Source organism: Cellulosimicrobium sp. GQ32, assembly GCF_059758455.1.
Genome location: NZ_JCAXEP010000018.1, coordinates 22,188 through 47,212, shown reverse-complemented (window position 1 = coordinate 47,212; position 25,025 = coordinate 22,188). Strand labels below are relative to the sequence as shown.

General features: G+C 73.9%; 26 protein-coding genes. 17 read left to right on the top strand and 9 right to left on the bottom strand.

Annotated features, from left to right (window positions below):
* Positions 1-111: 111 nt before the first annotated feature.
* Both nadA and AC6CH9_RS20280 read left to right on the top strand, forming a co-directional pair.
* A complete protein-coding gene (gene nadA, locus AC6CH9_RS20285; protein WP_498156521.1) occupies positions 112-1,320 on the top strand; it encodes a quinolinate synthase NadA in 1,209 nt (402 codons plus the stop codon).
* A gap of 59 nt (positions 1,321-1,379) precedes the next feature.
* On the top strand, positions 1,380-1,979 hold the full coding sequence (locus AC6CH9_RS20280) for a DJ-1/PfpI family protein (RefSeq protein ID WP_498156514.1): 600 nt from the start codon (positions 1,380-1,382) through the stop codon (positions 1,977-1,979).
* Positions 1,980-2,010: 31 nt separating this feature from the next.
* On the opposite strand, the gene AC6CH9_RS20275 is transcribed toward AC6CH9_RS20280, so the two are convergent.
* The gene (locus AC6CH9_RS20275; protein ID WP_498156513.1) at positions 2,011-2,406 is read right to left on the bottom strand and encodes a DUF3817 domain-containing protein; all 396 of its coding nucleotides are present in this window, start codon (positions 2,404-2,406) and stop codon (positions 2,011-2,013) included.
* 94 nt (positions 2,407-2,500) lie between these two features.
* On the opposite strand from AC6CH9_RS20275, the gene AC6CH9_RS20270 reads away from it, so the two are divergent.
* Together AC6CH9_RS20270 and AC6CH9_RS20265 are read left to right on the top strand one after the other, a co-directional pair.
* Positions 2,501-3,031 carry an acyl-CoA thioesterase gene (locus AC6CH9_RS20270; protein WP_498156512.1) on the top strand — a complete coding sequence of 177 codons (531 nt, stop codon included), beginning with the start codon at positions 2,501-2,503 and terminating at the stop codon, positions 3,029-3,031.
* 49 nt (positions 3,032-3,080) lie between these two features.
* Positions 3,081-3,905, top strand: a complete 825-nt coding sequence (locus AC6CH9_RS20265) for a DUF8817 family protein (RefSeq protein WP_498156511.1) — start codon at positions 3,081-3,083, stop codon at positions 3,903-3,905.
* A 37-nt stretch (positions 3,906-3,942) separates the two neighbouring features.
* On the opposite strand, the gene AC6CH9_RS20260 is transcribed toward AC6CH9_RS20265, so the two are convergent.
* Positions 3,943-5,397 (bottom strand): dipeptidase, encoded by a 1,455-nt coding sequence (locus tag AC6CH9_RS20260; RefSeq protein WP_498156510.1) that lies wholly within the window; start codon positions 5,395-5,397, stop codon positions 3,943-3,945.
* A gap of 81 nt (positions 5,398-5,478) precedes the next feature.
* On the opposite strand from AC6CH9_RS20260, the gene AC6CH9_RS20255 reads away from it, so the two are divergent.
* The 4 genes from AC6CH9_RS20255 (at position 5,479) to AC6CH9_RS20240 (ending at position 9,064) form a co-directional block, all read left to right on the top strand.
* Entirely contained in the window at positions 5,479-6,072 is a 594-nt protein-coding gene (locus AC6CH9_RS20255) for a DUF3043 domain-containing protein (RefSeq protein WP_053371256.1), read from the top strand.
* A gap of 40 nt (positions 6,073-6,112) precedes the next feature.
* The gene (locus AC6CH9_RS20250) at positions 6,113-7,285 is read left to right on the top strand and encodes an alpha/beta fold hydrolase (protein ID WP_498156509.1); all 1,173 of its coding nucleotides are present in this window, start codon (positions 6,113-6,115) and stop codon (positions 7,283-7,285) included.
* A gap of 201 nt (positions 7,286-7,486) precedes the next feature.
* Positions 7,487-8,116 carry a PAS and ANTAR domain-containing protein gene (locus tag AC6CH9_RS20245; RefSeq protein ID WP_498156508.1) on the top strand — a complete coding sequence of 210 codons (630 nt, stop codon included), beginning with the start codon at positions 7,487-7,489 and terminating at the stop codon, positions 8,114-8,116.
* A 294-nt stretch (positions 8,117-8,410) separates the two neighbouring features.
* On the top strand, positions 8,411-9,064 hold the full coding sequence (locus AC6CH9_RS20240; RefSeq protein WP_498156507.1) for a fasciclin domain-containing protein: 654 nt from the start codon (positions 8,411-8,413) through the stop codon (positions 9,062-9,064).
* A gap of 61 nt (positions 9,065-9,125) precedes the next feature.
* Here AC6CH9_RS20240 and AC6CH9_RS20235 read toward each other — a convergent pair whose 3' ends face one another.
* Together AC6CH9_RS20235 and AC6CH9_RS20230 are read right to left on the bottom strand one after the other, a co-directional pair.
* The gene (locus AC6CH9_RS20235; protein WP_498156506.1) at positions 9,126-9,902 is read right to left on the bottom strand and encodes a MerR family transcriptional regulator; all 777 of its coding nucleotides are present in this window, start codon (positions 9,900-9,902) and stop codon (positions 9,126-9,128) included.
* A 77-nt stretch (positions 9,903-9,979) separates the two neighbouring features.
* The gene (locus AC6CH9_RS20230; RefSeq protein ID WP_498156505.1) at positions 9,980-11,104 is read right to left on the bottom strand and encodes a serine hydrolase domain-containing protein; all 1,125 of its coding nucleotides are present in this window, start codon (positions 11,102-11,104) and stop codon (positions 9,980-9,982) included.
* Between the two features lie 266 nt (positions 11,105-11,370).
* Here AC6CH9_RS20230 and AC6CH9_RS20225 point away from each other — a divergent pair, with 266 nt between their 5' ends.
* The 8 genes from AC6CH9_RS20225 (at position 11,371) to AC6CH9_RS20190 (ending at position 20,393) form a co-directional block, all read left to right on the top strand.
* Positions 11,371-11,685, top strand: coding sequence for a PAS domain-containing protein (locus tag AC6CH9_RS20225; protein ID WP_498156504.1), 315 nt, complete (start codon positions 11,371-11,373; stop codon positions 11,683-11,685).
* A gap of 298 nt (positions 11,686-11,983) precedes the next feature.
* Positions 11,984-12,535 (top strand): ANTAR domain-containing protein, encoded by a 552-nt coding sequence (locus AC6CH9_RS20220; protein ID WP_498156503.1) that lies wholly within the window; start codon positions 11,984-11,986, stop codon positions 12,533-12,535.
* A 107-nt stretch (positions 12,536-12,642) separates the two neighbouring features.
* Entirely contained in the window at positions 12,643-13,023 is a 381-nt protein-coding gene (locus AC6CH9_RS20215) for a VOC family protein (RefSeq protein WP_498156502.1), read from the top strand.
* Positions 13,024-13,203: 180 nt separating this feature from the next.
* A complete protein-coding gene (locus AC6CH9_RS20210; protein WP_498156501.1) occupies positions 13,204-15,939 on the top strand; it encodes a helix-turn-helix transcriptional regulator in 2,736 nt (911 codons plus the stop codon).
* Between the two features lie 112 nt (positions 15,940-16,051).
* The gene (locus AC6CH9_RS20205; protein ID WP_498156500.1) at positions 16,052-16,876 is read left to right on the top strand and encodes an alpha/beta fold hydrolase; all 825 of its coding nucleotides are present in this window, start codon (positions 16,052-16,054) and stop codon (positions 16,874-16,876) included.
* Between the two features lie 20 nt (positions 16,877-16,896).
* Complete coding sequence (locus tag AC6CH9_RS20200; protein WP_498156499.1) at positions 16,897-17,724, top strand: alpha/beta hydrolase; 828 nt, start codon at positions 16,897-16,899, stop codon at positions 17,722-17,724.
* A 220-nt stretch (positions 17,725-17,944) separates the two neighbouring features.
* Positions 17,945-19,351: a DNA polymerase IV gene (locus tag AC6CH9_RS20195; protein ID WP_498156498.1), complete on the top strand. Its 1,407-nt coding sequence runs from the start codon at positions 17,945-17,947 to the stop codon at positions 19,349-19,351.
* A 31-nt stretch (positions 19,352-19,382) separates the two neighbouring features.
* On the top strand, positions 19,383-20,393 hold the full coding sequence (locus tag AC6CH9_RS20190; RefSeq protein ID WP_498156497.1) for an aldo/keto reductase family protein: 1,011 nt from the start codon (positions 19,383-19,385) through the stop codon (positions 20,391-20,393).
* Between the two features lie 61 nt (positions 20,394-20,454).
* Here AC6CH9_RS20190 and yczE read toward each other — a convergent pair whose 3' ends face one another.
* Positions 20,455-21,168 (bottom strand): membrane protein YczE, encoded by a 714-nt coding sequence (gene yczE / locus AC6CH9_RS20185; protein WP_498156496.1) that lies wholly within the window; start codon positions 21,166-21,168, stop codon positions 20,455-20,457.
* A 62-nt stretch (positions 21,169-21,230) separates the two neighbouring features.
* Between yczE and yczR the strand changes: the two genes are divergently transcribed.
* The gene (yczR, locus tag AC6CH9_RS20180) at positions 21,231-22,742 is read left to right on the top strand and encodes a MocR-like transcription factor YczR (RefSeq protein ID WP_498156495.1); all 1,512 of its coding nucleotides are present in this window, start codon (positions 21,231-21,233) and stop codon (positions 22,740-22,742) included.
* A 36-nt stretch (positions 22,743-22,778) separates the two neighbouring features.
* On the opposite strand, the gene AC6CH9_RS20175 is transcribed toward yczR, so the two are convergent.
* From AC6CH9_RS20175 to AC6CH9_RS20160, 4 genes are read right to left on the bottom strand one after another with little or no spacing between them, the layout of a single operon-like run.
* Positions 22,779-22,988 carry a hypothetical protein gene (locus AC6CH9_RS20175; protein ID WP_498156494.1) on the bottom strand — a complete coding sequence of 70 codons (210 nt, stop codon included), beginning with the start codon at positions 22,986-22,988 and terminating at the stop codon, positions 22,779-22,781.
* Complete coding sequence (locus tag AC6CH9_RS20170) at positions 22,985-24,097, bottom strand: quinone-dependent dihydroorotate dehydrogenase (protein WP_498156493.1); 1,113 nt, start codon at positions 24,095-24,097, stop codon at positions 22,985-22,987. The genes AC6CH9_RS20175 and AC6CH9_RS20170 overlap by 4 nt, the downstream gene beginning before the upstream one ends.
* On the bottom strand, positions 24,094-24,594 hold the full coding sequence (locus AC6CH9_RS20165) for a hypothetical protein (RefSeq protein ID WP_498156492.1): 501 nt from the start codon (positions 24,592-24,594) through the stop codon (positions 24,094-24,096). Before AC6CH9_RS20165 ends, AC6CH9_RS20170 begins: the two co-directional genes overlap by 4 nt.
* Before the next feature lie 16 nt (positions 24,595-24,610).
* Positions 24,611-24,967 carry a hypothetical protein gene (locus AC6CH9_RS20160; RefSeq protein WP_498156491.1) on the bottom strand — a complete coding sequence of 119 codons (357 nt, stop codon included), beginning with the start codon at positions 24,965-24,967 and terminating at the stop codon, positions 24,611-24,613.
* Between the last annotated feature and the right edge of the window lie 58 nt (positions 24,968-25,025).

Genomic DNA, 25,025 nt, shown 5'->3' with positions numbered 1-25,025 from the left:
CGGATTGTGCCAGGGCGAAGGCCCGTCCGGTCCCCGCGGGACGCCCGCTCGACCGTGGCGGCGCTGTGCGACGATGGTCCCGTGAGCACTGGTAGCACCTTGCTGTCGTCCGTGAGCGGACCGAACACCTCGCGCCAGGGCGGGTTCGCCGAGCCCAGCCCTTCCGCCCTGCTCCTGCTGGGACAGGGCCGTGACCTCGCGTCCGAGCGCGGGGTCGAGTGCGTGGGCGACCTGCCCGCGCCGAGCGACCCGGACCTCGTGGAGCGCGCCCGGGTGGCGCGCGCCGCGCTGGGCGAGCGCGCGTTCGTCCTGGGCCACCACTACCAGCGCGACGAGGTCATCGACTTCGCCGACGTCACGGGCGACTCCTTCAAGCTCGCGCGCGAGGCCGCGGCGCGGCCCGAGGCGGAGTTCATCCTGTTCTGCGGCGTGCACTTCATGGCCGAGAGCGCCGACATCCTCACGTCCGACGCGCAGCAGGTCGTGCTGCCGGACCTCGCGGCCGGCTGCTCGATGGCGGACATGGCCGCGATCGACCAGGTCGAGGATGCGTGGGACGTGCTCGAGGAGGTCGGCATCGCCGACTCGACGATCCCCGTGACGTACATGAACTCCTCGGCCGCCATCAAGGCGTTCACGGGTCGCCACGGCGGCACGGTGTGCACGTCGTCGAACGCGGAGGTCGCGCTGCGCTGGGCGTTCGACCAGGTGGGCGGCGTGGACGGCACGGGCAAGGTGCTGTTCCTGCCGGACCAGCACCTCGGCCGCAACACCGCGGTGCTCAAGCTCGCGATGTCGCTCGACGACTGCGTCGTGTTCGACCCGCGCAAGCCGAACGGCGGCCTCACGGACACCGAGCTGCGCGACGCGCGCATGATCCTGTGGCGCGGGCACTGCTCCGTGCACGGGCGGTTCTCGGCGAAGAACGTGAGCGACATGCGCGCCGCAGTCCCGGACGTGAACGTGCTCGTGCACCCCGAGTGCAAGCACGAGGTCGTGACGGCGGCCGACTTCGTCGGGTCGACGGAGTACATCATCAAGATGCTCGACGCCGCCGAGCCGGGCTCGTCCTGGGCGATCGGGACCGAGCTCAACCTGGTGCGCCGCGTCGCGCGCGCCCACCCGGACAAGCAGGTGCACTACCTCGACTCGACGGTGTGCTTCTGCTCGACGATGAACCGGATCGACCTGCCGCACCTCGTGTGGGCGATGGAGTCGCTCGTCGCGGGCCGCGTGGTGAACCGGATCGTCGTGGACGCCGACGACGCGCACTGGGCGCGCGTCGCGCTCGACCAGATGCTCGCCCTGCCGGGCATCTAGGGCGCGGGGACGCAGGAGCCGACGAGAGCCTCGAGACGCCGGGGCACGCGGAGGTAGGCATGAGCACGGGGAACGGGATGAACGTCGGGATCTTCGTCTTCGACGAGGCGGAGGAGCTCGACGTCGCCGGGCCGTTCGAGGTGCTGTCCGCCTGGGCCGAGCACTCCGCGCTCAAGCCGCACGTGTCCACGTTCTCGGGGGACGGCGGCGGCGTGCGCCTGGCCAAGGGGTTGCGCCTGCTCCCGGACCGCTCGGCGGACGACGTCGGCCACCTGCACCTGCTGGTCTACCCGGGCGGGTGGGGTACGCGCTCGCTCCTCGCGGACCGCGTGCACCTCGAGTGGCTGCGCGCGATGCGCGCCCAGACCCCGGTCATCGCGAGCGTGTGCACGGGCTCGCTCGTGCTCGCCGCCGCAGGGCTGCTCGCGGGGCGGCCCGCGACGACGCACTGGGAGCACTACGACGAGCTCGCGGAGATCGACCCGAGCATCGTGGTCGACACCGAGGCGCGGTTCGTCGACGACGGCGACGTCGTCACGTCTGCAGGCGTGTCCGCGGGGATCGACATGGCGCTGCACCTCGTCGCGCGCCTGGAGAGCGACGACGTCGCGCGCGCCGTGCGCCGCGGCATCCAGTACGACCCCGACCCGCCGGTGTGAGCCGCGGGCGCACCGGCCCTGCGCGCGAGCGTCAGGCGCCCGCGGCGACCGTCCTGCGCGCCGGGGCCGCGTAGCGCCCCGTCCGGTGCGCCCAGACGTCGAGCACGACGGTGCAGAACGGCGGGACCGTCGCGGCGAGCGCGAGGAGCGTCGTCCAGAGCGACCAGCGGACGCGCACGGCGACGAGCACGGCGAGCGCCACGTAGACGAGCACGAGGGCACCGTGGACCGGTCCGAAGATCTCCACGCCGCGCTCGGTCGTGCCGGCGACCCATTTGAGGTACATGCCGACGAGCAGCCCGGCCCAGGAGAACGCCTCGGCGATCGCGACCGCCCGGAAGGCGCGGACCTGCCACGGGTGTGCCGGGGCGGGAGACCCGGTGTCGGCGGTGGCGGTGGGGCGAGGGGCGGGACTCGTCGTCGTCACGGCGCGCATCCTCGCACACGGAGATGACAGACCTCCGGGACGTCGGCGGCGACAAGTACCCGATACCGCTGGTGCGGGGTAGTAGCCTGCCCGAGTGACCCGCCAGATCCAGCTCCTCGTCGCCAGCACGATGCCGCGCAAGGCCGTGCCGGGCCGCGGCGTCCTCGAGCCGTCCGTCACCCGGATGCGCGTGCACCCGGGCGACCTCGACTTCTACCTGCACGTCAACAACGGGGTCTACCTGCAGATGATGGACGTGGCGCGCAGCAATTTCATCGCCGACCTCGGCGGGTTCCCCCTGCTCAAGGAGAAGGGCTGGTACCCCGTCGTCGCGGCGTCGACCATGAAGTACCGCCGCTCGCTCCAGCTCTGGGACCGCTTCGAGATCGCGACGCGCGTCCTCGGCTGGGACGAGCGGGTCGTCTACCTCGAGCAGGTGTTCTCGCGCGGTGGCGACCTGTGCGCGCGCGGCCTCGTCGCCGGCCGGTTCCTCGCGCGGGGGTCCGGCGACCGGATCGCCGCGCCCGACGTCGTCGGGCTCCTGGGCGGCGACGTCACCTCGCCCGAGCTCCCCGACGACGTCGCCCGGTGGTCCCGGGCGGTCGACGTCGCGCACCGCGACTGACCGTCCGGCACCCTGGTCGCGCTCACGGGTCGGGTGCTTCGATGGCTCGGTGACCGCCGACCGAGCACCTGACCCCGATCCGCACCCTGACCACGCCGCCACCGACCCGTTCGACGCGACCATGGTCCCGGCCCTGCCGTGCCGGGACATCGACGAGCTGCGCGACTTCTGGACCGCGCTCGGCTTCGACGTGACCTACCGCCAGCTGCGGCCCAACCCGTACCTCGCGGTGCGACGCGGCGGCGTGGACATCCACTACTTCGGGCTCGACGGGATCGAGCCGCAGGACAGCTACAGCACGTGCATCGTCGTCGTGGAGGACACGGAGCCCGTCTTCGAGGCGTTCGCCGCGGGGCTGCGCGCCCGCTACGGACGCCTGCCGCTCACGGGCTTCCCCCGCATCACGCGCCCGCGACGCCGTGCGAACGCGGGCGGCACGACGGGCTTCAGCCTCGTGGACCCCGCCGGCAACTGGGTCCGCGTGATGCGCCGCTCCCCCGCCGCGGCGGCGCCGGCCACGGACGCGGCCGGGGCGTCCGCCGTCGACGCCTACGCCGCCCGCCCCGCGGGGCGGCTCGCCCGAGCGCTGGACGACGCCGTCGTGCAGGCGGACTCGCACGGTGACCCCGTCCAGGGGCGCAAGATCCTCGCGGGCGCGCTGCGGCGCGCCGGGGAGGACGCCGACGCCGCCGACCGGGTGCGCGCCCTCGCCTACCTCGCCGAGCTGACCGTCCGCGCGGGCGACCCCGACGCGGCCCGCGCGCACCTCGACGACCTCGGCGTGCTGGCGGGCGACCTCGCCCCCGACGTGCGCGCCGCCGTCGAGCAGACCCTCGCCGAGGCGGCGGACCTGCGGACGGCGCTCCCCGACTGACCGGGCGAGCGCCGCCGCGCGGGACCGCGGGCGGGGGTCAGGCGACCGCGCCGCCGAGCCGGGCGAGCAGGAGCGCCTCGGCGAGCACGACCTTCTCGAGCTCGCCGAGGTGCACCGACTCGTTGGCGCCGTGCGCGCGCGAGTCCGGGTCCTCGACGCCGGTCACGAGGATCGCCGCGTCGGGGAACACCTCGAGCAGGTCGGCGATGAACGGGATCGACCCACCCACGCCGATGTCCACGGGGTCGGTGCCCCACGACGTCGCGAACGCCCACCGCGCGGCCCGCATCGCCTCGGAGTCGCCCGGGGCGAGGAACGGCTTGCCCTGCTCGCCGTCGCGCACCGTGACGCGCGCGCCGAGCGGCGCGCTCGACTCCAGGTGCGTGCGCAGCGCCGCCATCGCGGCGGCCGGGTCCTGCCCGGGCGCGAGCCGCACCGAGAGCTTCGCGGTCGCCCGCGGGGTGAGGGTGTTCGACGCGTGCGCCACGCTCGGCGCGTCGAGGCCGATGACGGCGATCGCCGGCTTGGTCCACAGCCGCCCGGCGATGCTCCCCTCCCCGGCGAGCACGGTGCCGTCGAGGAGCGACGAGTCCGCCCGGAAGTCGGCCTCGGCGTAGTCGACGGTCGGCTCGGCTGCCGTGACCAGCCCGGGCACGGCGACGTTGCCCGCGTCGTCGTGCAGGGTCGCGATCAGCCGCGCGAGCAGCGTCACGGCGTCGAGCACGGGGCCGCCGAACATGCCCGAGTGCACCGCGTGGTCGAGCACCGCGACCTCGACCTCGCAGTCCACGAGGCCGCGCAACGACGTCGTGAGCGCCGGGACGCCGATCTTCCAGTTCGACGAGTCCGCGACGACGATGACGTCGGCCGCGAGCAGGTCGCGATACTGCGTGAGGAACGGCAGGAACGTCGGCGAGCCGATCTCCTCCTCACCCTCGACGAAGACCGTCACCCCCACCGGGAGATCGCCGAGCGCTGTGCTCGCAGCCAGAGCACGCAGCGCGCCCAGGTGCGCCACGACGCCTGCCTTGTCGTCGGCCGCGCCGCGGCCGTAGAGGCGCCCGTCGCGCTCGGTCGGCTCGAACGGGTCGGTCTCCCACGTGGCGGCGTCCCCCGGGGGCTGTACGTCGTGGTGCGCGTACAGCAGGACGGTCGGGGCGCCGTCGGGCGCGGGACGGCGCGCGACGACGGCGGGCGCGCCCTCCGTGCCGTCGGTGGTCCGGGCACGCAGCACCTGCACCTCGGGCAGGCCGGCGTCGCGCAGGAGCGCGGCCACGGCGTCCGCGCTCGCGGCGACGTGCGCCTGGTCGAACGCGGCGTTCGAGACGCTCGGCACGCGCACGAGGGACTCGAGGTCCGCGCGCAGCGCCGGAAACAGTCGGGTCACGGCGTCGCGGAGGGTGGCCGCGAGCTCGTGGCCGGGCGCGACATCGGGCGTGGTGCCGGGCGCGGTGCCGGGCACAGGGACGGTGGGGTCGGGTGAGTTCGTCACGACGAGCACCGTACGACACCACCTGCCGACCGGTCGTGGGACCGGCGTCCGGCACTGCCCCGGCTCGACTACCCTGGAGGCGTGTTCTCCCGCAACAAGCCCGCCGCGACGTCCGCCGCCCCCGACCCCGTCGAGCAGGCGGCCGAGATCGAGCAGGCCGGCAAGGGCCGCCCGACGCCCAAGCGCAAGGTCTCCGAGGCCGCGAACAAGCGACCCCTCGTGCCGAACGACCGCCGCGCCGCCGCGAAGTCCGCGCGGGAGAAGCAGCGGGAGATGCGCGACCGCCAGTACCAGGCGATGCAGACGGGCGACGAGCGCTACCTGCCGCCGCGCGACAAGGGACCGGTCAAGCGCTACGTCCGCGAGTACGTCGACGCGCGCTGGAACCTCGGCGAGTTCTTCCTCCCGGTCGCCCTGGTGTTCATCGTCTTCTCGTTCCTCACCGCGCAGAACCAGGACCTCGCGTTCCTCACGGTGATGACGCTCTACGTCATCGTGCTGCTGACCGTCGTGGACGGTTTCATCATGTGGCGCCGTCTGCGCAAGCGCCTGCTCGCGAAGTTCGGTGAGGTCCCCAAGGGCACCGTCATGTACGCCGTCATGCGCGCGTTCCAGCTCCGCCGGGCCCGCCTGCCCAAGCCGACGCACAAGAAGCACGGCGTCTACCCGGAGTAGCCGGCCCGCGGGCGTCCTGCAGCCCGCTAGCCTCGACGTCATGGCGCCGCACGTGACCGACCTCGAGAGCTTCACGCCCAGGATCTCCGACGCGGTGGTCGACGACCTGCGCTCGCGCCTGAGGGCGACCCGATGGGTCGACGCCCCGGACGGGCTCGGGTGGGACGCGGGCACGGACGTCGCATACCTGCTCGACCTGGTCGCCTACTGGGCCGACGGCTTCGACTTCGCCGCGCACCAGGCACAGCTCTCCGCGCTCCCGAGCCGGCGCGCGACGATCGACGGGACCCGGGTCCACCTCCTCCACGCGCTCGCGGCCCCGCGTCCCGGTGACGCGCCCCCGCTCCCGCTCCTGCTCGCGCACGGCTGGCCCGACTCCGCGTGGCGGTACCGCAAGGTCGTGCCGCTCCTGACCGACCCGGGTCACCCCGCGGCCGAGGGCGGTGCGGGTCGACGCACCTTCGACCTCATCGTCCCCGACATGCCCGGCTTCGGCTTCTCCGACGTCCCCACCGGCCCGACCCCGGACAACCGCACGGTCGCCGCCCTGTGGGCCGAGCTCATGACCGCCCTCGGCTACGACAGGTTCCTCGTCGCGGGCGGGGACATGGGCAGCCACGTCGCCCGGTTCCTCGCCCTCGACTTCCCCGACCGGATCATCGCCGTGCATCGCACCGACGCCGGGTTGCCCCTCTTCACCGGTGACCCCGCGTCCCTCACGCCCCAGGAGCGCGACTGGCTCGACGAGAGCGCACGGTGGCGCACGACCGAGGGTGGCTACGCCGCCGTCCAGGCCACCAAGCCCCAGTCGCTCGCGGTCGGCCTCACCGACTCCCCCGCCGGGCTCGCGGCCTGGGTGGTCGAGAAGCTGCGGTCGTGGAGCGACTGCGACGGCGACCTCGAGTCCGTGTACACGCGCGACGAGGTCCTCGCCCTCCTCACCGAGCACTGGGCGGCCGGCAACGCCGGGGCCGGCCTCCGCGCCTACCGGGCCAACGCCGCGCTCCCGCGCGACCAGCTCGCCCGCTACGTCGAGGTGCCGTCCGGGTTCTCCGTGTTCGCCGGCGACGTCGTCCGGCCCCCGCGGGCCTGGCTCGACCGCGTCGCGAACACCGTCTACGCGACCGAACCGCCGCGCGGCGGCCACTTCGCCCCGTTCGAGCAGCCCGCGAGCTACGCCAGCGAGCTGCGCTCGTTCGTGGACCGGCTGTAGCGGAGCGCGCGGGACGATAGAGGCGCACCGGCCGCGGGCTTCTTCACGGGCCGGTGCCCCCTGCGGCGCCTCGGCCGCGTCTTCACCATAAGAACCGGTTCCGGGTGCACGCCACCTGTCGCCCCCCGACGCTCCGGGAGTACGGTCGAAGGGTCGAGTCTGGACCTGGCTCCTCATCCTGTGGCGAAGACGGAGCACGACATGTTCTTGGACGACCACGCTATCGAGCATGCCCTGGCGCGCGGTGCGAGCCAGCAGATCGGCCAGTACCGCCTGGACCTGGCCACCGGCGCCTGGTGGTGGTCGTCCGAGACGTTCCGGGTGCACGGCTTCGAACCGGGCGAGGTGGTCCCGACCACCCAGCTGGTCCTGGCGCACAAGCACCCCGACGACCGCGACCGGGTGCGGCAGATCCTCGACGAGGCGCGGGCCACCGGCGCCCCCTTCTCCAGCGTGCACCGCATCATGGACGCCCGCGGCAAGGAGCGGTACCTCGTCATCGTCGGCCAGGGCCGACGGGACCCGGCGACGGGAGAGGTCGTCGAGCTCCTGGGGTACTTCGTCGACATCACCCCCACGGTGGCCGCAGGCGGGGAGGAGCGGGCCCACCGCGACATCGCGGCGGCCGCGGAGGGACGCGGACCGATCGAGCAGGCGAAGGGCATCCTCGTCGCGACGCGCGGCATCGACCCGGACGAGGCGTTCGCGCTGCTCAAGCGTGCGTCGAACGACAAGAACGTCCGCCTGCGAGACCTCGCGCGCGGGGTCGTCGACGAGGCCACGCGCTCCGGCGCGGACTGCGCCGAACGCGTCGAGGCCCTGCTTCGCTGAGCGAGCGCGCACCCGGGCCCCGTTCCTCACGCCGAGGATCGGGGCTCGGGTCGTCGCGCTCTCCCCCGTCGCCTTCGACGCCGCGTCGCACCCCGCCCAGCGACGCGTCGGACACCATCTCGCCCTTGTCGCTGCTCAGAGCGTCGGACGCCTTGCTCTGCAGGTCGTCGGTACCTCGGATCTCGTTCCCGCCGAGGTGCATCCGAGAGCGGGATCCGCACGGAAGGAAGGACGGGCGCCACCACGGCGCTCGGCAGTGCGAACTGCCTCGTGTGGAGACGGAAGGACTCGACGATGACCCTTCGACACGCTCTTCGATGCTTGGTCGCGGCCGTGGGCGCGGCGACACTCGGCCTGGCCAGTGTGGTGGTGGCGGCCCAGCCCGCCGCGGCCAGCACGCCCGGGACGACCAGCCTGGCCCAGGTGCTCGCAGCGGACGGTGACACGTTCGATCGCGACCCGTACGACTTCGACGTCCTCGACCGGGCCGTGGCTGCAGTGCTCGCGGCCAAGCCCTCGAGCCCGGTCGCCGTGCTGGCGGACGGGACCGTGCCGCTGACGGCCTTCGTGCCGGACGATCGCGCGTTCCAGCTCTTCGCGTGGGACCTCACGCACCGGTGGCCGCGTACGGAGCAGGCCGCGCTCGAGTCGATCGCGGGGACCGTCGGGATCGACGCGGTCGAGCAGGTCCTGCTGTACCACGTGGTCCCGGGTGCCACGATCGACTCCCGCACGGCGTTGCGATCGGACGACGCCGTGCTCACCACGGCGCAGGGGGCCGGTGTGCGGGTGGACGTGATCAGCCGCTGGGTGCCGCTGGTGCGCCTGGTCGACCAGGACCGCAACGACGTGGACCCGTTCCTGATCAGGTCACAGCTCGACCTGAACAAGGGCAACGCGCAGATCGCGCACGGCATCACCGCCGTCCTGCGCCCGGTGAACCTCTAGCAGGTCGACGGGAATCGGGCGGGTGGTCGTCGGACGCTCGTCAGTCGCCCAGGCGTCCGGCCTACCTCGCGGGGATGCGGACCCCCGCGGACCGCAGACGGCCCTCGACCAGCGCGACGCCCTGTGCGGCGGCCGTACCCTCCGCCTCGCCGTGGTGCGCGATGAGCTCGTAGCGGGCCGCGGCGTCGGTGCGCGCGCGCAGGCTGGTCACGATCCGCAGCCGCTCCGGGTGAGCGAGGAAGTGCTCGGCCATCGCGTCGGCGTACTCCGCGACCCGCGGGTCGTCCGGCTCCAGGGCGGACGCCTCGACGCCCCGATGGATCAGGGCGACGAACGCCGGGTCGTCCACGGCCTCGGTGACGCCCGCGACGTAGTCGTCGAACCTGTCCGGGACCAGAGCCCGGGCCAGCACCATGCCCTCACGCGCCGCAGCCACCTCCGAAGCCGGGAACCCGAGACCGGGCATGCGGTCCAGCAGGGCGACGGCGGCGTCGGGCAGCAGGGCACGGTCACCGTCGGCGAGCCGGCGCAGCGCCGCCGCCTGCGCCGTCAGCTCGTCGATGCGCTCGGAGAGCGTGCGCTCGACGGCGGCGAGGCCGACGGCGAGCGCGTCGGGGTCGGCGTCGAGCAGAGCCGCGACCTCCGCCAGCGGCACGCCCGCCGCGGCGAGCGCTCGGACCCGGACGAGCCGCAGGAGATGGGCGGAGCCGTACCGGCGGTAGCCGGAGCCGTCGCGCTCGGGCTCCTCGACGAGTCCGACCTTGTGGTAGTGCCGCACCGTCTTCACGGTGACGCCGACGAAGGCCGCCGCCTGCCCGATCGTGACCCCGTCTGCCATGCCCCCAGTATGCGTCGCCGCTGGTCACGACGGCAGGGGTGTCTGGGCACCCCGGGCAGGGATGCCCGGACCATGGGTCAGGGGGCGACGCCGTCGCCCGGGAACACCGCTGCGAGGAGAGACTTCTGCACCTCCTGGAAGGCGCTCTGGATGGTCATCTCGGGGTCGTCGACGCAGTTCACCGCGGCGGCCATGACGGTGCTGCCGTCCGGCGTTCCGAACATCAGCGTCGCGTAGCCGGCCATGCCCCCGTTGTGGGTGACGAGCGTGTGGCCGTCCTCCGTCTCTAGGACGAACACGCCCAGGCCGTACCCCATACCCGGGAGAGGGGTGGGGTACGGGTCGCACATCTGCGCGACGAGGTCGGCCGGCAGGAGCCTGCCGCCGAGCAGCGCGGAGAAGAACGTCGCGAGGTCACGGGGCGTCGAGATCATGTCGCCGCCCGTCGAGATCCACGACGGGTCGTGGCGCGAGACGTCGACGGTCCGCTCCTGGCCTTCCTCCTCGTAGCGGACGTAGGCGTGGGCGTGCGGCTCGGGCAGGTCCGGCGACGCGTCGGGCACGACGGTGCCCGTCAGGCCCAGCGGCCCGCTGACCAGCCGGTGCATCTCCTCCGCCAGGGTGCGCCCGGTGACGTTCTCCACGAGCAGCCGGAGCAGCACGTAGTTCGTGTTGGAGTAGCTCCACCTCGTGCCGGGCTCGAACCGCGGCGCCCTCGACAGCGCGAACCTCACCAGGTCCTGCGGGTGGTGCGTCTCGAACCGCGCGTCGAGCCACTCGCGGGCCGCCGGCCCGTAGTTGCTCGGCATCCCTGTCTCCCACGCGCCGTCGGCGGCGGCGTCGCCGGTGAAGTTGAAGACGCCGCTGGTCTGCTGGAGCAGCATGCGGACGGAGATGCGCGGGTCGAGCCCGAGCTCGGGAAGGTGCGCGGCCGCCGAGTCGTCGAGTCCGAGGCGGCCTTCGTGCACCAGCAGCAGGACGAGCGCAGCGGTGAAGGTCTTGGTGTTGCTGCCGATGCGCGTGTGGCCGTCGACCGACGGCGCGGTGGTCCCACCGAGCTCGGCCCGGCCCGCGGCGGCGGCCCACTCTCCCTGCGCGTCGTGGACGCGCAGGGAGACGCCGAGGACGCGGTCGTCCACCAGGGTGGCAAGCATCTCGCGCACGCGCGGGCGGTCGGCGACGGCGGTCGGGGTGGTGGTCATGGGGTGCTCCTTCGGCGCTGGTGGCGGCTCCTTGCCGTCTGCGACGAGCGTTCACCCTGACCCCGGGGCAACCTCAACTGTGACCCGCGTCACACACATCCTCGTTCGGGCCGCGCGTGACGAGCTCGGGCTCGCGCGCCGCCTTTGCGACGGTATGCGTGGCCCTGTCCCTCCGCGCCTGGGAGAACCGGCGGCGCAGGAGTAGCGTCGCCCCGTCGAGTCTGGACCTGGCTCCTCATCTGTCTCTGAAGAAGCCGGAGCCCGTCATGCCCGTACCTCAACATGCCCTCGACCGCTTACCCGTCGCCCGAGCCGGCGACGCGACCGGCCACTACCGCCTCGATCTGCGCACCTGCCGGTGGTGGTGGTCGGACCAGACGTACCGCATCCACGGGTTCGAGCCGGGCGACGTCGTCCCCACCACCGCCCTCATCCTGGCGCACGAGCATCCCGAGGACCGTGAACAGGTGCGTGCGCTCTTGGACACCGCGGCGACCACGGGTTCCGAGTTCCTCAGCACCCACCGCATCACGGACGCGCGGGGCACCGAGCGGCACGTCGTCGACCACCTGCTCGGCTAGACCCGGCGTCGGCCCGCCGGCAGACCACGACGCAGAGGTACACCGGCCGCGGGCTTCTTCACCACCGGCAACCCCTGCGGCACGTCGGCCGTCAACCCACGGTAGAACAGCATCCAGAGGACCTCGCCACCTTTCGCCCCCACCGGTCCGGGCGTACCGTCGAGAGAGTCGAGTTCTGCACCGGGCTCCCCATCCTCCGAAGAAGACGGAGCACGACATGTCCGCGGGCGACCGAGCCTCCAGCAGGAAGCCGTCGAGCCCCGGAGCAGGTCAGCGAGTCGGCCGGTACCGGCTGGACGTGGCCACGGGAACCTGGTGGTGGTCGGCGGAGACGTTCCGGGTGCACGGGTTCCAACCGGGCGAGGTCGTGCCCACGACCGCCCTCGTCCTGGCACACGACCACCCCGCCGACCGCGAGCAGGTCGACCGGCTCCGGCACGCAGCAGCTGTCACCGGAGAGCCCTTCCCGAGCCTGCATCGCATCATGGACGCCCGCGGGCACGAGCGATACGTCAACCTCGTCGGACAAGGCCGCCGCGACCCGCGGACCGGTGTCGTCGTCGAGCTGGTGGGCTACGTCGTCGACGTCACCGACGCCGTCGCCGCCCGGGCGCAAGAACGCGCCTTCCGCGACATCCAGGCGGCCGCCGAAGGGCGCGGGGCGATCGAGCAGGCCAAGGGCGTCCTCATCGCCACCTACGGCGTCGATGAGGACGAGGCGTTCCTGCGGCTCAGGCGGGCCTCGAACGACAAGAACATGCGCCTGCGCGACCTCGCCCACCTCGTCGTCGACGAGGCCGCGCGAGCGCGGGACGACCGCACCGGGCAGGTCGACGCCCTGCTGCGCTGACCGACCTCCGGAGGGCCCCGTTCGTGCGCGACGACACCGCGTCGTCCCGCTGGAGAACCCCGCCGCCGTGACCCCGTGGCGTGGGTGGCCCGCGCGACGATGGGCATATGAGCAACCACGCGCACGCCATCCACCACTCGATCGACTACGTCGAGCTCCCGGTGACCGACCTCGCCGGCGCCCAGGCGTTCTACGGCGCGGCCTTCGGCTGGGAGTTCGTCCCCTACGGGCCCGGGTACGCGGGGATCCGCACGGCCGCGGAGTCGGGCGAGGACGAGGCGGGCGGGCTGCGCCTGGCCGAGGCGGGCGACGTCTCGCGTGGCGGCCCGTTCGTGCTGCTGTTCTCCGCGGACCTCGACGCGACCCTTGCCGCCGTGCAGGGCGCGGGCGGCCAGGTGGTCGAAGGCCCGTACGAGTTTCCCGGCGGCCGCCGGTTCCACTTCCTCGACCCGAGCGGTAACGAGCTGGGGGTCTGGGCGACGAGCTGACGGCTGAGCCGGGCTGCGCAGGCACTTCTGCCGGTAGCGGTCGCCGGTGCCTCTGCTCAGCCCCGCAGCGGCCGTTCCTCGTACGCACCGAGCACCCGTGCGCCGGACCGCGCGGCGGCACCGGCGGTGACGTCGCCACACGTCTGGTCGCGACGCCGCCGCGTTCCCTATCTTGTGCGTATGCATGGCGGTGGGCCCCTCCTCGGCCGGGTCGACGAGCGGCAACGACTCAACGCGCTGGTCAGCGGTGCGCGCAACGGTCGCGGCGGCGCGATCGCGCTCCTCGGCGAGCCAGGCATCGGCAAGACGAGTCTGGTGGCTGCGACGTCGCAGGAGCCCGGCCTCAGCGTGCTGCACGTCGACGGCTACGAGTCCGAGTCGTCGATGGCCTTCGCCGCGGTCCAGCGGCTCGTGTCCCTGCTGCACGCTCATCTCGACTCGATCCCGGCGAGGCAGCGCCAGGCCGTCTCCGTCGCGTCCGGACGGTCCGACGGCCCTCCTCCCGACCGCTTTCTCGTCGGGCTCGGCATGCTGAGCCTGCTCGCGGCGGCGAGCGCGGGTCAGGCTGTCGTGTGCGCCGTCGACGACGCCCATCTCGTCGACGCCGAGAGCCTGGACGTCCTGGCCTTCGTCGCGCGCCGACTCGCCGCGGAACGGGTGGCGATGGTGTTCGCCGGACGCGAGGAGCCGGCGCTCGTGGAGAGGTTGACGGGGTTCCCGCACCTGGTGCTCACGGGGCTCGACCCCGAGACGGCGGTGCGTCTGCTCAACCGCTCCGCGCACCGTCCGCTCGCACCGCCGGCGGCCATGGCGATCGCGCGTGCGACGGGCGGCAACCCGCTCGCGCTGGTCGACCTCGCCGGCGAGTCGCTGGTGCACGAGCTGCCGGACCTGGGCATCTCCGACGAGCCGATCCCGATCGGTCGCCACCTCGAGGAGCACTACGTGCGCCGAGTGCGTCAGACCGGTGCCTCCGTCCAGCGCTGGGTGCTGCTCGCGGCGGCGGACCCGACGGGGAACGTCGACCTGGTGTCCGACGCCGCGCGGGCGACCGGCCTGGATCCTGACGACGGCGACCGCGCGGAGCTCGCCGGGCTCCTCTCCCTGGCACCCGCCGTGCAGTTCCGGCACCCGCTGGTGCGGGCCGCCGTCTACAACGCTGCCTCGGGGGCGGAGCGACGGCGCGTGCACCGCACGCTGGCGCGCGCGGCCGAGAGGCTCGGTCTGGTCGAGGCGGAGGCATGGCACGCGGCCCGTGCGGTCGTCGGGACGGACGGCGCGGTCGCGGAACGGCTCGCCCACACCGCCGACCTCGCCGCGCGACGAGGCGGCTTCGCCTCGCGAGCCAGCATCCTGGCCAGGGCCGCCGAGCTCACCCCGCCCGGCCCCGCGCGCGAGGACCGTCAGGCTGCAGCGGCGGAGGCGGCGCTCGCCGCGGGTGCCGCGCACGTCGCCAAGCGCTTGGTCGAGGAGGCCGATCTGTCAGCGGCCGGGCCGGTGTCCCAGGGACGCGTGACGCTCGTCCGGAGCGGGCTCGGCATGTTCCTCGGCGACGCGGACGGCGTGCGGGGAGCGACTGCCGCGTGCCTGGAGGCAGCCCGCCACTTCCACGGCCACGACGTGGAACGCGAGCAGCGTGCGCTGCTGCAGGCGTTCGAGATGAGCTGCACGGCCGAGTTCGCGATGGTCGGCGTCACGCCCGACGAGCTGGGCCGTCGCCTCGTCGCCGGCGCGGAGCTCGCGCCAGGGCCGGCCGGGACCATCCTGCGGGGGCTGGGCGCACTCGTCCTGGACCCCTACGACCGGGCGGTCGGCCCCGCACGAGATGCCCTGGACGCGATCCTCGCGCTGCCCGACGACCAGATGATGCGCAGGCACAGCGCCATCGCGTCGCTGGGCACCTTTCTGTGGGACAGCACCGGCCGTGCGGACGCGTTGGGACGGGCGGCGCGGGCGGCCCGGGACGCCGGCGCGCTGCAGCAGCTCGACAGCATCCTGTGGACGACGGCGATCTCGGAGCTGTGCGGAGGGACCTTGCGGCGCGCCGCCCGCGCCGACGACCTCGTCCGCGAGGTGCGCCGTGCCATGGGCTACGACGCGGAGAACGTCGTGAACGCGGCCGTGCTGGCCTGGAACGGCACCCCGCACGAGGTCGTCCTCGCGGTCGCGCAGGGTGCCCTGGAAACCGGCTTCGGAGGGGTCACGTCCTCGGGCGTCGCGGCCCTCGTGGTGCGCGACCTCGCCGACGGCCGCTACCGCGACGCCTTCGAACGCCATCTCCCGCTCGTCACGCGACCCTTCCTGCACGTGACGCCCAGCCAGTACGGCGACTTCGTCGAGGCGGCCGTACGCAGCGGGCACGCCGACGAGGCGCACGCCTACGTCGAGGACCTGGCCGAGCGCGCCGACGCCAACGGCTCACGGTGGTGCCGAGGGATCGCCGAGCGCGCGCACGCGCTGACGGCGCCCGGCGACGACGCCGAGCCGCACTACGTCGCGTCCATCGACGCGCTCGCCTCGACGCGTGCCGAGATGGACCTGGCACGCTCCCACCTGCTCTACGGCGAGTGGCTGCGCCGCGCCCGGCGGCGACGAGACGCAGCCCGCCAGCTCCGGCTCGCGCTCGGCCGCTTCCACGACAGCGGAGCCGAGCTCTTCGTCGCCCGGGCCCTCGCGGAGCTGAAGGTCGTCGACGCACAGGCGCACGTCCCCGGCCGGACGCAGCACCTCGACCTCACGACGCAGGAGCTCACCGTCGCGCGTCTCGCCGCGTCCGGGCGGACGAACGCCGAGATCGGCGCCAACCTGTTCATCAGCCCCAACACGGTCGACTACCACCTGCGCAAGGTCTTCCAGAAGCTCGGGATCTCCTCCCGGCGCCAGCTTGCCGACCGGATCGCCGACAGCGGCACCTGAGGACGCCGAGCGGCGCGGCTCGCTCGGGACTACGAGCGGCACGTGGTCCGGCCCGGCGAGGGGCGGGCGAGTCTCGAAGGGCCCGATCCTCACTCCGACTGCGGAGGACCCGATGCCCTACTTCACCGCCGACGACGGCGCGCAGATCTTCTACAAGGACTGGGGGACCGACGGGACCCCCGTCGTCCTGAGCCACGGCTGGCCTCTCAACTCCGACGCCTGGGAGGCGGCGGCGCTGTTCCTCGCCGAGCACGGCCACCGCACGATCGCCCACGACCGTCGTGGGCACGGCCGGTCCAGCCAGACCTGGCACGGCAACGAGATGGACACCTACGCCGACGACCTCGCCCAGCTCCTCGACGCGCTCGACGTCACCGACGCCACGCTCGTGGGCCACTCCACCGGTGGCGGCGAGATCGCCCGCTACGTCGGGCGGCACGGCACCGCCCGCGTGGCCAGGATGGTGCTCGTCTCGGCCGTCCCGCCCCTGATGCTCCAGACCGAGGACAACCCGGACGGGCTGCCGCTCGACGTCTTCGACGGGATCCGGGCCGGCGAGGTCGCGAACCGCTCCCAGCTCTACCGTGACCTGGCCGACGGCCCGTTCTTCGGCCACAACCGCAACAACGACGTCCCGCAAGGGTTCCGCGACGCCTTCTGGCTCCAGAGCATGGCGTGCGGCCACCGCGCCGCCTACGAGTGCATCGCCGCGTTCTCCGCGACCGACTTCCGCCCGGACCTCGCCGCGATCGACGTCCCGACCCTCGTCATCCACGGCGACGACGACCAGATCGTCCCGTTCTCCGTCGGCGGCCGGCGCACGGCCGACCTCGTCGACGGTGCCGTGCTGAAGGTCTACGAGGGCAGCGGTCACGCCCTGCCCGACACCGACCGTGAGCGGCTGCACGCCGACCTCCTCGCCTTCATCGACGCCTGAGCACTCCAAGGAGACGCACCATGAACGACGTCGCCCGACCGGACACGGTCGTCCTCATCCACGGCCTGTGGATGACCCCGCGCAGCTGGGAGCACTGGGTCACGTACTACGAGGCCAAGGGCCTCACCGTGCTGACCCCCGCGTACCCCGGGTTCGAGATCGAGGTCGAGGCACTGCGGGAGAACCCCCAGGTCATCGCCGACCTCACCGTCCCCGAGACCGTCGACCACCTCGCCGCGGTCATCGAGGAGCTCGCCTCTCCACCGATCATCATGGGCCACTCGTTCGGCGGCGTCATGACGCAGCTGCTGCTGGCCAGAGGTCTGGGAGCGGCGGCGGTCGTGATCGACTCCGCACCCACCGAAGGCGTCCACGTGACCCCGGTCTCGCAGGCGCGCTCCCTCTTCCCCGCGCTGCGCAACCCGGCGAACCGTCGGCGCGCGGTCGCGTTCACGCCCGAGGAGTTCCACTACGCGTTCACCAACACCCTCAGCGCCGAGGAGTCACAGCGCGTCTACGACCGCTACGCGATCGCCGCCCCGGGGGCGTGGGTATGGGAGTACGGCCTCTTCGCGAACTTCAAGCCCGGCCCCCAGGAGACCTGGGTCGACTACGCCGCGGACCGGGCACCGCTCCTCTTCATCGCCGGCAGCGAGGACCACATCATGCCGCCGGCCGTCAACCGGTCCAACGCCAAGCACTACCACCGCTCCCCCGCGGTGACCGAGTACGTCGAGCTCGAGGGACGGGACCACTGGACCTGCGCAGCGCCGGGCTGGGAGGCCGTGGCCGACCGCGCCCTCGAGTGGGCCCTCGCCCAGTCCACGGTCCGGAGCGAGGTCGGCTGACAGCCGCCACGAACGACCCCCGTCGCCCGCAGCGGACGGCCGACGGGGTCGTTCGTGGATCCGTCCCCTGCGTGCCCTCGGTCTTGCCACCGCCTACCCGCACGGCCCGGGAGCATCCCGCGTCCCGGGCGCGCTCGCCACCTGGCTCGTCGACCGTACGGTGCCGCCGCTCGTGGGCCCGAGGGCCGCTGCTGTGGGACGGCCGGGGCAGAGTAGGGCGGTGAGTACTGACCGCGCACCGCACGCTCCGGTGCTGCGCGCCCTGCCGACGATCGCGCACCTCGACGCGGACGCGTTCTTCGCAGCGGTGGAGCAGCACCAGCGGCCCTCGTTGCGCGGGCGGCCGGTGCTCGTCGGCGGCGTCGGCCCGCGCAGCGTCGTGGCGACCGCGTCGTACGAGGCGCGTCAGTACGGCGCACGCTCGGCGATGCCGATGGAGCAGGCACGGCGGCTGTGCCCTCCGTCGACGGCCGTCGTGGTGCCGCGGTTCGCCGCGTACGCGGCGTACTCCGCCCGGATCATGGCCGCCTTGCGCGAGGTCACCGACCTCGTGGAGCCGGTGAGCATCGACGAGGCGTTCGCGGACGTCGCGACCGCCGTGGCGCCGGGCACCGACCTCGACCGGTTCGCGCGGCGGATCCAGGAGCGGGCTCGCGAGCTGAGCGGACTCCCGGTCTCCCTCGGGCTCGGCCGGTCCAAGCTCGTCGCCAAGCTCGCCTCGGAGGCCGCCAAGCCCGGTGGCGTCCGGGTCGTCGACGCCGCCGCCGAGGACGCGTTCCTGCTCGACCTGCCCGTGCGGGCGCTGTGGGGCGTCGGCCCGGTCTCGGCCGCGCGACTCGACGAGCACGGGGTGCGTACCGTCGCAGACCTGCGCCGCCAACCGATCGACGCCTTGCTCCAGATGGCCGGGGAGGCGGGCGGCACCAACCTCTACCGGATCGCGCGCGGCTGGGACGACCGGCCGGTGGCGACGGTGCGTGAGCGCAAGTCCGCCGGCGCCGAGCACACCTTCGACACCGACCTCCACGGCCGCGCCGCGGTCGACGCGGCGCTGGACCCCGTGGTCGACGCCGCGCTGGCCCGGCTGGAGCGGCACGCCGTCGCGGCGCGCACCGTCGTGGTCAAGGTGCGCCTCGCGTCGTTCACGACCCTGACCCGCTCGGTGACCCTGTCCCGGCCCACGGCCGACGAGGGCGCGCTGCGCGATGCCGCGCACCGAGCCCTCCGCCTCGCCGACGTCCCCGAACCCGTCCGCCTGCTCGGCGTCGCGTTCCACGCCCTGTCCGAGCACGCCCAGCTCATGCTGCCGCTCGGCACCGACGAGCACGAGGCTCCCGCGCCCGGCCTGGACGTCGAGGCAGCGCCCACGACACCGGCGACGGGCCCGGTCCGGGCGACGGCCGCTCTCCTCGCGCCCGGCCTGGACGTCGAGACCGCGACCGACGGTCGAGGGTGGGTCGTGCGCGTCGGCGACGACGGGCGCGTCGCGGTGCGGTTCGAGACCGCGCAGACCGGGCCGGGCTACCAGCGCTGGATCGACCCCGCCGCCGAAGACCTCACGCTCGTCGAACCGCTCGGCCCGGACGGCGAGCCCGTGCGGGCCACGGCCCCGGACGACGACGTGTGAACGCGGCGTCGTCCGCCGTAGGCTCGCGACCATGCGCTACCGATACCTCGGCCACTCCGGCCTCAAGATCTCCGAGATCACCTACGGCAACTGGCTCACCCACGGCTCCCAGGTCGAGAACGACGTCGCGACGGCGTGCGTCCACGCGGCCCTCGACGCCGGCATCTCGACGTTCGACACCGCGGACGTCTACGCGAACACCAAGGCCGAGCAGGTTCTCGGCGACGCGCTGAAGGGCCAGCGTCGCGAGTCGCTCGAGATCTTCACGAAGGTCTACTGGCCGACCGGGCCGGGCGGCCCCAACGACACGGGCCTGTCCCGCAAGCACGTCATGGAGTCGATCAACGGCTCGCTGAAGCGCCTCGGCACCGACTACGTCGACCTCTACCAGGCACACCGGTACGACACGGAGACGCCGCTCGAGGAGACGATGCAGGCGTTCGCGGACATCGTCCGGCAGGGCAAGGCGCTGTACATCGGCGTCTCCGAGTGGACCGCCGACCAGATCCGCGCAGGCGCCGCGCTCGCGAAGGAGATGGGCTTCCAGCTCATCTCGTCCCAGCCGCAGTACTCGATGCTGTGGCGCGTCATCGAGGACGAGGTCGTGCCGACCTCGCGCGAGCTGGGCCTGTCGCAGATCGTCTGGTCCCCGATGGCCCAGGGCGTGCTGTCCGGCAAGTACCTGCCCGGCCAGGCGGCTCCCGCCGGGTCTCGCGCAGCCGACGAGAAGGCGGGCCGCGGCGGGATCTCGCAGTTCATGACCGACGACGTCCTCACGCGCGTGCAGAACCTCAAGCCGGTCGCGGAGGAGCTGGGCCTCACCATGCCGCAGCTCGCGGTCGCCTGGGTCCTCCAGAACGACAACGTCGCGGCCGCGCTCGTCGGAGCCTCCCGACCCGAGCAGGTCGCCGAGAACGTCAAGGCGTCGGGCGTGACCGTCCCGGCCGAGCTCCTCGCGCGCATCGATGACGTCCTCGGGGACGCCGTCGAGCGTGACCCGGGCAAGACCGCCGAGAACGCGCCGCAGACGCGCGTCGTCTGACCCCGGCGCGCCGCGCGCGACGACGGCCCCGGCGGCGATCGCCGGGGCCGTCCTCGCCTCCTCACCGGCCGGGCGCGGGCATGCCTCCCTCGTCCGGCCGGGGGCCTGTGGTCGCGGCGACCGGCTCCCGCGGCTCCGTCCCGACGTGCGCCCGACGACGCGCCCGGGCGGGGCGCGGGTCCGCGAGCCCTCGCGGCGCGAACCAGCGCGCGGTGAGCTGGACGATCGGGCCGACGCCCAGCGCGTAGGCGATCGTCGCCCAGCCCAGCGTGCCGCCGAGCACCCAGCCCACCGACACGACGACGACCTCGATGAGCGTGCGCACGAGGCGCACCGACCAGCCGGTGCGCGCGACGAGGCCGGTCATGAGCCCGTCGCGCGGGCCGGGCCCGAGGCGCACCCCGAGGTACGCCGAGGTCGCGAGGCCGTTGAGCACGATCCCGCCGACGGCGAGCGCGACGCTCGCGGCGACGCCGGGGTCGGGCACTAGGCGTGTCACGAGCGCGATCGCCGGGTCGATGGTCAGGGTGATGACCACGACGTTCGCGATCGTCCCGATCCCGGGCCGCTGCCGCAGCGGGATCCACGCGAGCAGCGCGAGCACGCTGAGGGACCCGACGACGACGCCGAACGGCAGCCCGGTGCGGAGCACGACGCCCTGGTGCAGGACGTCCCACGGCATCCCGCCCTGGCCCGCGTGGAGCAGCATCGCCATGGAGAGCGCGTAGGCGAGGAGGCCGAGGAGGAGCTGGACGGCACGACGGGTGGGGCTCATGCGAGCCATCCTGACGACCAAGTGGCATCGACATCCATAGCCAATCGAGAGAGAGTGGCCCCATGAGCCTCACCCCGCTCGGGTCCGTCGACGTCCACCGCCACCTCTCCCCCACCGCCGCGGCGCGGTTGTTGGGTCGCTGGCACGCGGGCGGCCCCGCGTACACCGCGCTGGCCGACGCGCTGCGCGCCGCCGTCCTCGCGGGTACGCTCGCCCCGCACACGCGGCTCCCGTCCGAGCGCGACCTCGCCGTCGCGCTCGGCGTCTCCCGCACCACCACGGCGGCCGCGTACGGGCGGCTGCGCGAGCTGGGCTTCGCACGCTCGCGCACGGGATCGGGGACCGTCGTCGTGCTCCCCCGCGCGACCCGGCCCCGGAGCGCGCCCCGCGCCCGCGGGGGCGACGCTCCGCCCGCGCCCGCGCCCCACGTCGCGCCGATCGACCTCGCCGACCTCTCCCAGGCGACGTCCGCCGCCCCGAGCGGGCTGCACGGTGCGTACTCGCGCGCGCTCGAACGCCTCCCCGAGTACCTGTCCGGAGGCGGGTACGAGCCGTACGGCGTCGGCGTCCTGCGCGAGGCGATCGCCGACCACCACACCCGGCGCGGCACGCCGACGACGCCCGACGAGGTCCTCGTCACGACCGGCGCCCAGCACGCGATCACCACGCTCGCGGGCACGCTCCTCGGCGGGGGCGACCGCGCCGTCGTGCAGTCGCCGACCTACTACCACGCGATGGAGGCGCTCCGACGCGCGGGAGCACGGCTCGTGCCCGTCCCCGTGGGGCGCGGCGACCGGGAGGCGCACCCCGGTCGCGAGCGGGACGCGCCCGGGTTCGACGTCGACCTCTTCGGATCCACGCTGCGCCAGGTCTCGCCGCGGCTGGTGTACCTCGTGCCGGACTTCCACAACCCGACCGCCTATACGCTCACGGCCGAGGAGCGGGCCGGGGTGCGCGACGCCGCGGCGCGGCACCGCGTGACCGTCGTCGGGGACGAGACCCTCACGGACCTCGACCTCGACGGCGACCCGGACGCCGTCGGCCCCGTCACCGAGCCGCTCGCCGGCGACGGGACGTCACCGTACGTCGTCACCGTGGGCTCGGCGTCCAAGTCGTTCTGGGGCGGGCTGCGCGTCGGCTGGGTCCGCGCCCACCCCGATCTCGTCGCGCGGCTCGCGCGCACGCGGCAGTCCGCCGACATCGCGACCGCGGTGCTCGAGCAGCTCGCCGTCGTCGAGCTGATCGACGACGCGGGCAGCGTGCTCGCCGAGCGCCGCCGGACGCTGCGCGCGCAGCGCGACCAGCTGTGCGGGCTCCTGGGCACCGCGCTCCCCGACTGGCGCGTGCACGTCCCGGAGGGCGGGCTGTCCCTCTGGGTCGATGTCGGAGCCCCGGTCGCCCAGGCGTTCGCCGCAGCGGCCGCCGCGGAGGGCGTGCTGGTCAACGCCGGCCCGACGTTCACCCCCGACGCCAGCGCCGCGGACCGGCTGCGCCTCACGTTCTCGCGCCCGCCCGAGGAGCTGGAGCGGGCGGTGCCCCGGCTCGCCGCCGCATGGTCCCGCGTGGCGGGCTGACGCCACCCGGAGCCGTCCGTGGGCGGGCACCCGCGGTCAGCGGGAGCGGAGCTCTACGGGCGCGGTCGCCTGCGCGCCGTCGTGCAGGAGCCGCGCGACCGCGACGCCCTCGGCGGCCAAGGTGCGCCACGTCTCGCCCAGCCACTGCTCGGCGTCGTACTGCGTCGTGAAGACGGGGCTCACGGGGGCGGCGAGGACGCTGCCCTCGGCGTCGTCGAGCTCCCAGACCCACTGCGGCCGGATCATCGTGCCTCCCTCGCCTCGGCGCCGCGCACGTGCTCGCCCGGCTCCGGATGGCGCGCGAGCGACCGGTTGATGCGCGCCGCCCAGAGCGGGCCCTGGTAGAGGAACCCGGTGTACCCCTGGACGAGGTCGGCACCCGCGTGCAGGTAGTCACGGGCGTCGTGCGCAGTCGTGATGCCCCCGACGCCGATGATCGCGCGCCGGGGGCCGAGGCGCTCGCGCAGGCGCGCGACGACGGCGAGGCCCCGGGCGCGGACGGGCGGGCCGGAGAGCCCGCCGGGCCCGCGGTCGTGCCCGATCGTCGTGTTCACCGCGACGACGCCGTCGAGGTCGAGCTCGTCGACGAGGTCGGCGACAGCGTCCACGTCCTCGTCCGCGAGGTCGGGCGCGATCTTGACGAGCAGCGGCACCCGGGCGACACCCGCGTCCGTGGTCGCAGCGTCGGCCGCCTCGCGCACCGCCACGAGGATCGGGCGCAGCGACTCGACCTCCTGGAGGTCGCGCAGGCCCGGGGTGTTGGGCGAGGAGACGTTGACCACGAGGTAGTCGGCGTACGGCGCGAGCAGGCCCGCGCTCGTCGCGTAGTCCGTCGCGGCCTCGGCCGCGGGCGTGACCTTCGTCTTGCCGATGTTGGCGCCCACGAGCACGGCGCGCCCCGACCTCGTCGAGCGCAGCGCCTCGAGCCGGCGGGCGGCCGCCGCCGCACCCTCGTTGTTGAAGCCCATGCGGTTGCGCACGCCCATCACGTCGAGCTCGCGCCACAGCCGCGGCTTCTCGTTGCCCGGCTGCGCGTGCGCCGTGACCGTGCCGATCTCGACGAACGCGAAACCGAGCATCGTCAGTCCGCGCACGGCGCGCGCGTCCTTGTCGAACCCGCCCGCGAGGCCGAAGGGAGCGGGAAAGACCTTGCCCAGGACCTCGACGCTGCCCCGGCCCCCGGCCGCGCGACCCAGGTACGGCGCGAGAGCGCCCTGCACGACATCACGCAGCACCGGCACGCGGCCGACGGCTCCGATGAGGTCGAACGCGACGTGGTGCGCGCGCTCCGGGTCCATGCGTCGGAAGACGGTGTCGAAGAGCAGTCCGTAGAGGAGCGGGCGGCGGCGGGTCATGCGGCGTCCTCCGGGGCGTCGGTGTCGGTGCGGGTGCTGGTGGTGCTCGGGGTGGCGACGCTCGCCGACGCCGTTGCCGGGCGGGTGTGCCAGAGCCACCACAGGCCGACGAACGGCAGGACGAGCGGCACGTAGCCGTAGCCCTGCCCGAAGCCGGACCAGACGGTCGCGCGGGGGAATGCCTCGGGGTCGGCGAGCGAGAAGGCGCCGACGGCGAGCACGCCGACGAGCTCCACACCCACCGCGACCCACGCGACCCGGCGCGCGACCGCACCGCCCCGCGCGAGCGCGATCGTCGCGACGACGTACACGGCCGCCGCGAGCGCCGACAGCGCGTACGCGAGCGGGGCCTCGTGCCAGTCGCGCAGGAGCTGCACGGCCGCGCGAGCAGAGGCCGCGAGCGCGAAGATCCCGTACACGGCGACGAGGACCCGGCCGAAGCCGACGTTCGTGCGACGGGGGCGCGGCGTCCCGTCCGGGGCGGCAGCTGCGCTCATGGCGAGGACCTCCAGGTCAGGCGTTCCAGATCTGCCACAGGCGCCACTCGAGGAACGCGACGGTGAGCGCGGCGACCGCGAGCACGACCGAGCTCCAGCGCGAGCGCTCCGCAAAGGCCCACAGCGCGGCGACGGGCAGGATGAAGAGGGTGGTCACGAGGTAGCCCCACAGCAGCACGGGGTCGCTCGGCGCGGTCCCGGTGGCGCCCAGCACGCCCACCACCACCGCCTGCACGAGGATCAGACCCTCGATCGCCGCCGCCCCCCAGAGCTGGCGCAGGATCACCGCGCGGTCGCGCACGACGAACACGAGCGCCCAGCCGGCGAGTGCGACGCACGCCGCGACCACGAGCAGCAGGAGGGGAAGGACCACGCGGCCGAGCGTACCGGGGGCGGCCCGCGGCCATGGAATCGGTCCACAGGTCGCGCGG